General features: G+C 67.9%; 12 protein-coding genes. All 12 read right to left on the bottom strand.

Annotation, left to right across the window (positions count from 1 at the left end; translation table 11 throughout):
- Positions 1-53: 53 nt before the first annotated feature.
- Positions 54-965 carry a cysteine synthase CysM gene (cysM, locus tag SB816_RS17915; protein ID WP_054501451.1) on the bottom strand — a complete coding sequence of 304 codons (912 nt, stop codon included), beginning with the start codon at positions 963-965 and terminating at the stop codon, positions 54-56.
- 166 nt (positions 966-1131) lie between these two features.
- On the bottom strand, positions 1132-1644 hold the full coding sequence (locus tag SB816_RS17910; protein ID WP_144655002.1) for a ComEA family DNA-binding protein: 513 nt from the start codon (positions 1642-1644) through the stop codon (positions 1132-1134).
- Positions 1645-1839: 195 nt separating this feature from the next.
- Positions 1840-2829, bottom strand: a complete 990-nt coding sequence (gene rfaD / locus SB816_RS17905) for an ADP-glyceromanno-heptose 6-epimerase (RefSeq protein WP_116792628.1) — start codon at positions 2827-2829, stop codon at positions 1840-1842.
- Positions 2826-3767: a D-glycero-beta-D-manno-heptose-7-phosphate kinase gene (gene rfaE1 / locus SB816_RS17900; RefSeq protein WP_054501454.1), complete on the bottom strand. Its 942-nt coding sequence runs from the start codon at positions 3765-3767 to the stop codon at positions 2826-2828. Before rfaE1 ends, rfaD begins: the two co-directional genes overlap by 4 nt.
- On the bottom strand, positions 3764-4981 hold the full coding sequence (gene lapB / locus SB816_RS17895; RefSeq protein ID WP_054501455.1) for a lipopolysaccharide assembly protein LapB: 1218 nt from the start codon (positions 4979-4981) through the stop codon (positions 3764-3766). The genes rfaE1 and lapB overlap by 4 nt, the downstream gene beginning before the upstream one ends.
- A gap of 61 nt (positions 4982-5042) precedes the next feature.
- Positions 5043-5357, bottom strand: coding sequence for a lipopolysaccharide assembly protein LapA domain-containing protein (locus tag SB816_RS17890; protein WP_049072347.1), 315 nt, complete (start codon positions 5355-5357; stop codon positions 5043-5045).
- Between the two features lie 191 nt (positions 5358-5548).
- Positions 5549-5908, bottom strand: a complete 360-nt coding sequence (locus SB816_RS17885; protein WP_006388263.1) for an integration host factor subunit beta — start codon at positions 5906-5908, stop codon at positions 5549-5551.
- Positions 5909-5911: 3 nt separating this feature from the next.
- Positions 5912-7624 carry a 30S ribosomal protein S1 gene (rpsA, locus tag SB816_RS17880; RefSeq protein ID WP_026382780.1) on the bottom strand — a complete coding sequence of 571 codons (1713 nt, stop codon included), beginning with the start codon at positions 7622-7624 and terminating at the stop codon, positions 5912-5914.
- A 174-nt stretch (positions 7625-7798) separates the two neighbouring features.
- On the bottom strand, positions 7799-8488 hold the full coding sequence (gene cmk, locus SB816_RS17875) for a (d)CMP kinase (protein WP_410547345.1): 690 nt from the start codon (positions 8486-8488) through the stop codon (positions 7799-7801).
- A 30-nt stretch (positions 8489-8518) separates the two neighbouring features.
- Positions 8519-9841: a 3-phosphoshikimate 1-carboxyvinyltransferase gene (gene aroA, locus SB816_RS17870; RefSeq protein WP_175142216.1), complete on the bottom strand. Its 1323-nt coding sequence runs from the start codon at positions 9839-9841 to the stop codon at positions 8519-8521.
- Between the two features lie 5 nt (positions 9842-9846).
- Complete coding sequence (locus SB816_RS17865) at positions 9847-10749, bottom strand: prephenate dehydrogenase (protein ID WP_410547344.1); 903 nt, start codon at positions 10747-10749, stop codon at positions 9847-9849.
- Entirely contained in the window at positions 10746-11867 is a 1122-nt protein-coding gene (hisC, locus tag SB816_RS17860) for a histidinol-phosphate transaminase (protein WP_054501459.1), read from the bottom strand. The genes SB816_RS17865 and hisC overlap by 4 nt, the downstream gene beginning before the upstream one ends.
- Positions 11868-11870 lie beyond the last annotated feature (3 nt).

Here is an 11870-nt window from a genome sequence, read left to right as displayed (position 1 = left end):
GCATCCGGGACGTGGGGCGTTTTTCCTGGGGCGAAGCGGCCCCGTGCAAGGCGTCAGTTGTTGAAGACGCCCGTGGACAGGTAGCGGTCGCCGCGGTCGCAGACGATGAAGACGATGGTCGCGTCGTTCACGCGCTCGGCCACGCGCAGGGCGGCGACCAGCGCGCCGGCCGACGAAATGCCGCCGAAGATGCCCTCTTCAGCCGCCAGGCGGCGCGCCATGGCTTCGGCCTCGGCCTGCTCGATGGACTCGTAGGCGTCCACGCGGCTGCGGTCGAAGATCTTGGGCAGGTAGGCTTCCGGCCATTTGCGGATGCCGGGAATCGATGACCCCTCGGCCGGTTGCGCGCCCACCACCTGCACCGCCGGATTACGCGACTTCAGATAGGTGGACACGCCCATGATGGTGCCGGTCGTGCCCATGGCGCTGACGAAGTGCGTGACGCGGCCGTCGGTCTGGGTCCAGATTTCCGGGCCGGTGGTCTCGACGTGGGCGCGCGGATTATCCGGATTGGCGAACTGGTCCAGCACCACGCCGCGCCCATCGGCCTGCATTTCCGTGGCCAGGTCGCGGGCGTATTCCATGCCGCCCTTGTCGGCCGGCGTCAGGATCAGCTCGGCGCCATAGGCCGTCATGGCGGCGCGGCGTTCCACCGACAGGTTGTCGGGCATGATAAGGATCATGCGGTAGCCGCGCATGGCGGCGGCCATGGCCAGCGCGATACCCGTGTTGCCGCTGGTCGCCTCGATCAGCGTGTCGCCCGGCTTGATGTCGCCGCGCTCCTCGGCATGCTTGATCATGGAGAGCGCCGGCCGGTCCTTCACCGAGCCGGCCGGATTGTTGCCTTCCAGCTTGGCCAGGATAACGTTGCCGCGCGCCGCGCCTGCGGCGCCGGGAATGCGCTGCAGGCGCACCAACGGCGTGTTGCCGACGGTCTGCTCGATAGTGGGATAGGTAGTAGTCATGGGGCCGATGATAACCCCGCCCGGCGCGACGCGTCGCCAAAAGCCGCGCTCGCGCCAGGGGTTCCGTGCCCGGCAGCGCCAGCCCCGCCAGGCGCCGGGCAAGGCCCGAATCCGCCCCGGCCATGGCGGCGGACATGGCAACGCAGGCAGGCCGAGGCGGCGCCGGTCAAGGCCGGGTTGGCGCGGCGGGCTTGCCCGCCTGGGCCGCGCCGGGCCTGGCCCCGACACCCGCGGGGGCGCCCTTGGCGGCGCCCGCCCCTGCCGCGGACCGGGCCGACGCCGGGACCGCCGGTTTCGCGCCCGCGCCCTTCGGCTCGGCGCCGGCCGCGCCAACCGTCAGGCCGGCGGCCCCCAGGGCCTCCGCCTTCTTCTGGCTGATGCCGCGTACCCGGTCGGCCAGGTCCTGCAGCGATTCATACTTGCCGGCGCGGTCGCGTTCGCTGACGATGATCTGCGCCGTGCGCGGCCCGATGCCGCGGATGCCCTCGAGCTGCTGCACGGTGGCATCGTTCAGATCCAGCGCCTGCGCCGGCGCGTGCGCCACGCCGACGACCAGCAGGGCCGCACCCAGCGCCTGGCGCAACACCGGCGTACCGCGCCGCGCGGCGACGGGTCGTTGACGGCGCCACGGCAGCGCGGGCAGGCGGCGGGCAACGGTGGAATGGAGGAAGGGATTCATGGACAGGTCTCCGGAAAAGGCGTGGCGCAACGGTTGCCGCGCCACCTCCGGATCATGGCCCGCGCGCCGCGCCCGGCGGTTGCGCTGTGCATGGATTGATCCACCTCGGCAACTGCGTAGGCCAAAAAAAGCCGCCTCGGAAGGCGGCTCTGTTTCAAGTCGGCACGGCCACAGGCCGGCGGCGGCCGTATCGGCCTACTTGCGCGCGCGCCAGTAGCGCACATACTCGGCCACGCCGGTCTGCACGTCGCGCATGGGGGCGGTAAAGCCCGCCGCGCGCAGGCGGCTGACGTCGGCCTGGGTGTAGCTCTGGTAACGGCCCTTGAGGTCATCCGGGAACGGGATGTAACGAATCAGGTCCAGCTCGACCAACTGGGCCAGCGTCAACTGCGCCTCGCCGCGTTCGGCGCGCAGCGTATTCACCACCGCCGCGGCGACGTCGTTGAACGGCTGGGCCCGGCCCGTGCCGCAATTGAACACGCCCGACTGCTCCGGATGGTCCAGGAAGTGCAGATTGACCGCCACCACGTCCTCGACCGAGATGAAGTCGCGGCTCTGGCCGCCGTCCACATAGCCGTCCCAGCCGGCGAACAGGCGCACGTGGCCGTGTTCCAGGAACTGGTTCATGTTGTGGAAGGCCACCGAGGCCATGCGGCCCTTGTGCTGCTCGTGCGGACCGTAGACGTTGAAGTAGCGCAAGCCGACAACCTGGGCGGTCAGGGAGTCCATGCGCTTGCGCAGCACCTGGTCGAACAGCAGTTTGGAATAGCCGTAGACATTCAGAGGGCCTTCGTTGGCCGGATCTTCCACGTAGATCGACGAACCGCCGTAGACAGCGGCCGACGAGGCATACAGGAAAGGAATGCGGCGCGCCTGACAGAATTCGAACAATTCCAGCGTGACGCGGTAGTTGTTGTCGAGCATGTAGCGGCCGTTGCGCTCGGTGGTGTCCGAGCAGGCGCCCTGATGCAGAACGGCGCGGATCTGCGGCAGGCTGCCATCGGCGACGCGGCGGCGAAAGTCGTCCTTGTCCAGGTAGTCGGCGATCTTGCAGTCCACGAGATTGACGAACTTGTCGCCCTCGGTCAGGTCATCGACCGCGATGATGTCTTCGATGCCACGACGATTGAGGCCGCGAACCAGGTTGCTGCCAATGAAGCCCGCGGCTCCGGTAACGACGATCATGAGAGTTCTCCTGCCAGTTCGGCGGCGGTGACGACGGACGTGCCCAGCTTGCCCACGGCGATGCCGCCGGCCCGGTTGGCCCAGCCCATGGCATCCGCCCACGGCAGGCCGATGGCGCGCGAGACGGCCAGCGTCGCCAACACGGTATCGCCCGCGCCGGACACATCGAACACCTCATGCGCCTGCGCGTCGATGTGCTCGCGGCCCGTGTCGGTAAACAAAGTCATGCCCTGCTCGGAACGCGTCACCAGCAAGGCTTCCAGGTCCAGATCGGCGCGCAGGCGTTGCGCCCGATCGGTCAGTTCGGATTCGGAATTCCAGCGGCCGACGGCCTGCTGCATTTCGGAACGGTTGGGCGTGACCAGCGTGGCGCCGCGATAGCGCGAATAGTCATCACCCTTGGGGTCGACCAGCACCGGAATGCCCGCGCTGCGGGCCAGCGCGATCAGCGACTCGACTCGCGTCAGCACGCCCTTGGCGTAATCCGACAGCACCACGATGTCGTGGTTGGCCAGGTGGCGCGCCAGCGCGGCGTCGATGCTGTCGAGCGCTTCCTGCGCCGGATGCTGCTCGAAGTCGACGCGCAGCAACTGCTGCTGGCGGCCCAGCACGCGCATCTTCAGCGTGGTGTGCAGGCTCAGGTCGGTGATCAGGTCGGCCTGGATGCCGGCCTCGGCGGCCAGGCGGCGCACGCTGTCGCCGGCCTCGTCCTCGCCCAGCACGCCCACCAGCGTGACATGGCCGCCCAGCGCGGCGACGTTGCGCGCCACGTTGGCGGCGCCGCCCAGGCGGTCCTCGCGGCGCGCGACGCGCACCACCGGCACCGGCGCCTCGGGCGAAATACGCTCCACCTCGCCAAACCAGTAACGGTCCAGCATGACATCGCCCACCACGAGCACGCGGCTATGCGAAATGGATTCGGCGGGAAATTGGCTCATTCAAGTTCTTCCAGACGACGCGGCGCGTAGGTTTCCCAGGCATTGCAGCCAGGACATTGCCAGTAGAAACGGCGCGCTTGAAAACCGCAGCTCCGGCACGCGTAGCGGTCCAGTCGTTGCGTATGCTTGTGGATCAGGCTGCGCAGCAGCGTGAGGTCGGCCCCGGGCACGGGGCCCTGTTCGGTGGCGCCTTCCGCGTTGGCCAGTTCGGCCTCCAGCAGCCGGTCCAGGCCGAGCAGCGAGGGATGGCTGCGCAGCGCGCCGCGGGCGAACGCCCAGGCCGGCGCCGAGCCTTGCTGCACGCGCAGCTCGCGGAACACGACATTGAACAGGTCGAGCGAGGCATGGCGGGCGTACTGGCGCTGCAGCAACTCCAGCCCGGCCTCGGCCTGGCCCGCGGCGCGGTAGTTGGCCAGCAACTGCTCGGCCACCAGGCCGGCGTACTCGGGGGCGTCGGTCATGACCGACTCCAGGTACAGGCGCTCGCGCTTGGGATCCTGCTCGATCAGCGCCAGGCGCGCGCGCAGCATCGCGGTGCGCACCATGGCGCCCTTGCTCGACATGCCGGCATCCGCGGTCGACAGGGCGTGATCGGCGGCATCCAGGGCGGCGTGCGCGGCATCGACATTGGGCGGCTTGGCGGCCAGTGCGGTCGCGGCCTGCTCGCAGTAGTAATGCACGATCTGCGGCACCGGCTCGTCGACCAGGCCATGCAGCGTCTTGACGGCCTCGATGGCGCGCGGCCAGTCGTGCTCGGATTCGTAGATGCGGATCAGCGAGCGCAGCGCCGGCAAGGCATAGCGGGTGTCCTTGAGCTGCTCGAAGCCGCTTTCGGCGCGGTCGAGCATGCCGGCCTTGAGGAAATCCTGCGCCAGTTCATGCTGGGCGTGCTCGCGCTCGGCGGCGGGCAGGTCGGAGCGGTTCAGCAGGCTCTGGTGCACGCGGATGGCGCGCTCCATTTCACCGCGGCGGCGGAACAGGCTGCCCAGCGCGAAGTGCAGTTCGGTCGTCTCGGGATCGAGCTTGGCCACCTCGACGAACGCGTCGATGGCGCGGTCGGGCTGCTCATTGAGCAGGAAGTTCAGGCCCCGGAAATACGAATCGGGCAGGCTGCGGGTCTCCCGCAGCATCTGCCGGATGTCGAAGCGCGCGGCCAACCAGCCCAGCGCGAACAACACCGGCACGAATATCAACCACCAAGGTTCAAAATCCACTATGCGGGCTCTTGCGTAGATTCAATGCGGAAAAGAAAGGCCTGCGGATGGCGCGGCGCCGTCACAGCGGCGACATCGGGGCGACGGCTTCCGGCGGCACGGCCGGCGTGGTGCCGGCCACGGCGGCCTGCACGCGGTCGAGTTCGCGGCGCAGGCGGATGGCCTCGCGGCGGCGGCGCATGGCGGCGGGCACGGTCAGCAGCAGGCCGAACAGGGCGCCGACCACGAACACCACCAGCATGACGACGATCAGCGGCACGTCCTGCACCACGTAATCGGCATAGAACTTCACGGCGACGGGATCGGTGTTCTTCAACGCGAACATCAATACCGCCACGAACACGAGCAATCGCAGGGCCCAGACAAGGTAGCGCATGACGCATGCTCCTAAGAATTCGAGAGGGTCAATTGTAAGCGACCTCCACACCTCGTGTATCGACCATCAAAGGCGCGCCTTCGATGGTCGCCAAGCCTGCTGGCGGGAAGCCCAAAAACAAAGCCCCTTGATTGCTCAAGGGGCTTTGCTCGCGGTCCGATCCGCCCGAAGGCGGCCTGCTGGCCGTGCCGTCAATGCATGGCGTGCAAGCCAGCCATGGACGGCATCGGTTCGCTCGATCCAGAGGATTGAGCGTCCTCGTCGTTGCCGCCGACCAAGTCCACCCGCTCGCGCAATTCCTTGCCCGCCTTGAAATGCGGCACCTGTTTACCAGGCACCAGCACTTGTTCGCCGGATTTCGGGTTGCGGCCGATGCGGGGAGACCGCTGCGACAGCGAGAAGCTGCCAAAACCGCGGATTTCGATGCGTTGGCCCGAGGCCAGGGCCTGGGTCATCGCATCGAGCACGGTCTTGACCGCGTAATCGGTGTCGCGGGCGGCCAGCTGAGGATAGCGGGCCGCCAAGGCGGCGATCAGCTCCGACTTGGTCACGAATTAACCGTCGTTGCGCTGTTGGTCCAGCTTGGCCTTCAGCAGCGCGCCGAGGTTGGTGGTGCCGGACGAAGCGCTGGCGTCGGACATGCGCTGGATCGTTTCGGCGGTTTCGGCGTTGTCGCGGGCCTTGATCGACAGTTGGATCGAACGCGTCTTGCGGTCGATGTTGACGATCATGGCTTCGATGTTCTCGCCGGCGGTCAGCACGGTGGTGGCATCTTCGACGCGGCCCGAGGAGATCTCGGAAGCGCGCAGGTAGCCTTCGACGTCCACGGACAACGTCACGACGGCGCCCTTGGCTTCGACCGACTTGATGGTGCCCGGAACCACGGCGCCCTTGTCGAACGTGGCAACGAAGTTGTTGAAGGGGTCGCCTTCCAGCTGCTTGATGCCCAGCGAGATGCGTTCCTTGTCGGTATCGATGCCCAGGACCACGGCTTCGATCTCGTCGCCCTTCTTGAAGTTGCGCACGGCTTCTTCGCCGGTTTCCGTCCACGACAGGTCGGACAGGTGAACCAGGCCATCGATGCCGCCGGGCAGGCCGACGAACACGCCGAAGTCGGTGATCGACTTGATGGCGCCGCGGACCTTGTCACCACGCTTGAAGTTGGTGGCGAACTCTTCCCACGGGTTCTGGCGGCACTGCTTCATGCCCAGCGAGATGCGACGACGGTCTTCGTCGATTTCCAGGACCATGACTTCGACTTCTTCGCCCAGGGTCACGACCTTGCGCGGATCGACGTTCTTGTTGGTCCAGTCCATTTCGGAGACGTGCACCAGGCCTTCGATGCCGGCTTCGACTTCAACGAACGCGCCGTAGTCGGTCAGGTTGGTGACCTTGCCGAACAGGCGGGTGCCTTGCGGGTAGCGGCGAGCCAGGCCCACCCACGGATCTTCGCCCAGTTGCTTGACGCCCAGCGAGACGCGGCTCTTTTCCTGGTCGAACTTGAGGACCTTGGCTTCGACTTCCTGACCCACTTGCAGGACTTCGGACGGGTGACGCACACGGCGCCAGGCCATGTCGGTGATGTGCAGCAGGCCGTCGATGCCGCCCAGGTCCACGAACGCGCCGTAGTCGGTGATGTTCTTGACCACGCCCTTGACCACCGCACCTTCGTGCAGGGTTTCGAGCAGCTTCTGGCGCTCTTCGCCCATGCTGGCTTCCAGCACCTGGCGACGCGACAGCACGACGTTGTTGCGCTTGCGGTCGAGCTTGATGACCTTGAATTCGAGGGTCTTGCCTTCGTACGGGGTGGTGTCCTTGACCGGACGCAGGTCCACCAGCGAACCCGGCAGGAACGCGCGGATGCCGTTGGTCATGACGGTCAGGCCGCCCTTGACCTTGCCGGTGATGGTGCCGGTGACCAGCTCGCCGTTTTCCAGGGCCTTTTCCAGTTGCAGCCAGGCCGACAGGCGCTTGGCGCGGTCACGCGACAGGATGGTGTCGCCGTAGCCGTTTTCCAGGGAATCGATGGCCACCGAGACGAAATCGCCGGGTTGCACTTCGAGCTCGCCCTGGTCATTCAGGAACTCTTCCAGGGGGATCAGCGCTTCGGACTTCAGGCCGGCGTTGACGACGACGAAGTTGTGGTCGACGCGCACGACTTCGGCGCTGATGACCTCGCCGGACTTCATGTCCTGGCTCTTGAGGCTCTGGGCGAAAAGGTCGGCGAAGCTTTCGCCGCCGGTGGCGGTAGTGGAAACGGAAGACATGGGGTTGAAATCCATTGGGCCGAAATGGCCGTTAAAAACACACCGCAGCGGATTGCCCGCCACAGTGGAGTCAAAATACCTGCCTGCCGGTTTGCCCTTGCGGGGTGTCCCGTGGGGGTGTCGCCTGGCCAGGACAGGGCCGATAAAAAAAACGATTGGCGGGGGGCTGCCCGATCAGTCGATCGGGCGGGCCTGCCAGAGATCCAGTATTGCCTGCACGGTTTCCGCAATCGTCAGATTCGACGAATCCAGCACGTGTGCATCCGCTGCGGGAGCAAGCGGCGCTGTGGCGCGTTGCGTGTCGCGGGCATCCCGCTCTCGCATGTCCCGCAAAAGGTTATCTAGATTAGCAGAAATTCCCTTTTCGATCAACTGCTTACGCCGCCGCTCAGCCCGTGCGACCACGTCGGCCACCAGGAACACCTTCAGGGACGCATCAGGGAACACCACCGTGCCCATGTCGCGGCCGTCCGCCACCAGCCCGGGAGGCAGGCGAAAGGCGCGCTGGCGCTCGAGCAGTGCCTGCCGCACGCCGGGGAACGCGGCCACGCGCGAAGCGAAATTGCCAACAGCCTCGCGGCGGATCTCATGGCCGACATCGGCGCCTTCCAGGTAGACATGAGGGCCGTCGAAACGAACGTCCAGCGTCTCGGCCACGCGGGCCACGGCGGGCTCGTCGGCCGCGTCGACGCCCCGGTTGATCGCAGCCAGGGCGGTCAGCCGGTAGAGCGCGCCGCTGTCGAGCACCGCCCAGCCCAGCGCCTTGGCGACGCGGTGGGCAACGGTGCCCTTGCCCGAGGCGGTCGGGCCGTCGATGGTGATGACGGGAGCAGCGGAAGTCACGATCGGATCAGTCGAAGTCATGTAGGGAAAATGGGCCGGAGCCCGTGGTCGCTACGCCGACACCAGGCCGGCGTAGACATCAAAGTAACCCGGGAACGTCTTGCTGACGCAACCCGGATCCAGAATGCGCACCGCCGCCGGGCCGAACGCGGCCAGCGAAAAGCACATCGCCATGCGGTGGTCGTCCCAGGTGCCGATGTGCGCATCGCGCCAGCCCCCCTCGGCGGGTGGCATCACGCTCAGCCAATCCGGCCCCGATTCCACCCGTGCGCCCAGCTTTTCCAGCTCGGTCTGCATGGCGTGAATGCGGTCGGTTTCCTTGACGCGCCAACTGCCGATGTTGCGCAGGCGGCAGGGGCCATCGGCGTACAGCGCCAGCGCGGCGGCCGTCATGGCGGCGTCGGGAATCAGGTTGAAATCGGTGTCAAAGGCCTTCAGGCGACCGCCCTCGGCCACGCGCACGCCGGTCACTTCGATCCAGCCGTCGCCGTAGGTCACGCTGGCGCCCATGGCCGCCAGCGTGTCGGCGAATTTGACGTCGCCCTGGATGCTGTCGGCGCCCACGCCGGTCACCCGCAGCGGACCGCCGCCGATGGCGCCCAGCGCCAGGAAATACGACGCGGTGGAGGCATCGCCCTCGACCGCGATCCGGCCCGGGCTGCGGTAGCGGGCGCCGCCGGCGATGGTGAAGCGGCTCCAGCCGTCGCGCTGCACGGTCACGCCGAAACGCGCCATGAGGTTCAGGGTGATCTCGATGTAGGGCTTGGAGATCAGTTCGCCCAGCACCTCTATCACCACCGGCTGGCCGCTCTGGCCGGCCTGCAGCGGCGCGGCCATCAGCAAGGCGGTCAGGAACTGGCTGGAGACCGAACCCTGCACCTGCGTCACGGCCGGCGTCGCGATCTCGCCGCGGCCGATATGCAGCGGCGGGTAGCCAGGCTGCCCCAGGTAGTCGATGCGGGCGCCGAGCGCCTTGAGCGCATCGACCAGGTCGCCGATGGGACGCTCGTGCATGCGCGGCACGCCGGACAGGCGGTAGTCGCCGCCCATCAGCGCCAAGGCCGCCGTCAGCGGCCGGATGGCGGTGCCGGCGTTGCCCATGAACAGGTCGGCGCTGTCGACCGGAAAGCGGCTCACGCCGCGCACGGTGACGCGGCCCTCGGCCAGCTCGGACACCGCCACGCCCAACTGCCGCAGGGCAGCCAGCATCACGCGGGTGTCATCCGAATCCAGCAGCCCCGTGATGGCGGTCTCGCCCTCGGCGATGGCTGCCAGCAGCAACACGCGGTTGGAAATGCTCTTGGAGCCGGGCAAGGCCATGACGCCCTGCGCGCGCCGCACGCGCGGCAGATCCAGGAAAGGCAACGCGCCCATGTCGATTACTCCTTGCGCCAGTTGCGGCGCGCCTGCGCCGCCGTGTCCAGCAATGCCAGCAAGGCCGCGCCGTCGCCGCCATCGATCGCGCGCTCGGCGCGGTCCAGCACGGCGCGCACGGCCGCCAGCTCCGCCAGCATGGCGCCGCGGTTGGATAGAAAGATATCGCGCCACATCTCGGGCGAACCCGCCGCGATGCGGGTGAAGTCGCGGAAGCCGCTGCCCGCCAGCGCCAGCCGCGTGGCGGCGTCCTCGGCGGTGGCGACCTGCTCCATGTACACGGACGACAGCAGGTGCGGCAGGTGGCTGACCGACGCCAGCACCCGATCGTGCGCGCCGGCGTCCATGTCGATGACTTGCGCGCCACAAGCCAGCCACGCATCGCGCACCAGGGCGATGGCGGCGGCACTATTCTCGGCCAGCGGCGTCAGGATGACGCAACGCCCCTGGTACAGGCCGGCATCGGCGGCATCGGGGCCGCTGCGCTCGGCGCCGGCGATGGGATGGCCCGGCACGAACTGGCCGATGCGCGCGCCCAGCGCCAGACGGGCGGCATCGACCACCTCGGCCTTGGTGCTGCCGCCGTCGGTCAGCAGCGTCGCGTCACGCAGGTGCGGCAGCATGCGCGCCAGCATGTCCTGCAGGCCGCCCACGGGCGTGGCCAGGAACACCAGGTCGGCGCGGGCGGCGGCCTCTTCGGCGCTGACAGCCTCGTCGATCAGGCCCAGCTCCACCGCGCGCGCCAGCGACGCGGCATTGCGGCCCACGCCCAGCACCCGTCCCACCTGCCCCGCCCGGCGCAAGGCCGCGGCGAAGGAACCGCCAATCAGGCCCACGCCGACGACGGCCAACACAGGAATCAGGGGGCCAGCGGCCCCCTGATTCGGCTTGGAGGAAGCGCCGTTCATTCGGACAGGATGGCGGTCAGCGCGTCGATGAAGCGGGCGTTTTCCTGCGGCAGGCCGATGGACACGCGCAGCCACTCGGGCAGGCCGTCGCCAGCCACGGGGCGCACGATCACGCCGCGCTTGAGCAGCGCCAGATTGATGCGCGGCGCATCGCCCACGTGCACCAGCACGAAGTTGCCGTAGCTGGGCACGTAGCGCAGCTTGAGGCGGTCGAAGGCTTCGCACAACTGCGCCTTGCCGGCCTTGTTGGACGTGTACGCCTGTTCCAGGTAGGCGGCATCGCCCAGCGCAGCCACGGCGGCGGCCTGCGCCAGCGTGTTGACGTTGAACGGCTGGCGCACGCGGTTGAGCAGGTCGGTCAGGGTCGGCTGCGCCACCGCGAAGCCCACGCGCAGGCCGGCCAGGCCGTAGGCCTTGGAGAAGGTGCGCGAGACAATCAGGTTGGGATAGCGGCGCACCAGCGCGGTGCTGTCGAACCGGAATTGCGGTTCCAGGTATTCGTTATAGGCCTCGTCCAGCACCACCGTGACGCGATCGCCGTGGGCGGCGTGGACGCGCTCCAGGAACGCGGCCACCTGCTCGCCCGGCACGAAGGTGCCGGTGGGGTTGTTGGGGTTGGCGATGAACAAGAGGCGCGTGTCGTCGGCGATGGCGTCGAACATGGCGTCCAGGTCATGGCCGTAGTCCTTGGCCGGCACCACGATGTGGCGCGCACCGCGGGCCTGCGTGGCCAGGCGATAGACCGCGAACGAATGCTGCGCGTAGACCGCCGACGTACCCGGCTCCAGCAATGCCAGCGCGGCGATTTCCAGGATGTCGTTGGAGCCGTTGCCCAGCGTGATCCAGTTCATCGGCACTTCGTAGCGCGCGGCCAGCGCGGCCTTCAGGTCGAAGCCGTTGGGGTCCGGATAGCGCGCCAGCGACTCGGCGGCGGCCAGCATGGCGGCGCGCGCCGACTGCGGCATGCCCAGCGGGTTCTCGTTGGAGGCCAGCTTGACGATCCCGGCCGGATCCAGCCCGAATTCGCGGGCCAGTTCCTCGATGGGCTTGCCTGCCTGGTAAGGCGCGATGGCGCTGACGTGCGCGGGAGCGGCGAGAGGCTTGGAAGTGTTGGTCATGGA

The sequence above is a fragment of the Achromobacter sp. SIMBA_011 genome (genome assembly GCF_046535435.1).
In the GTDB taxonomy this organism is placed as follows: Bacteria; Pseudomonadota; Gammaproteobacteria; order Burkholderiales; family Burkholderiaceae_B; genus Achromobacter; species Achromobacter dolens.
The sequence above is the reverse complement of the archived record's forward strand: the minus strand, read 5'-3'. Positions and strand labels throughout refer to the sequence as shown.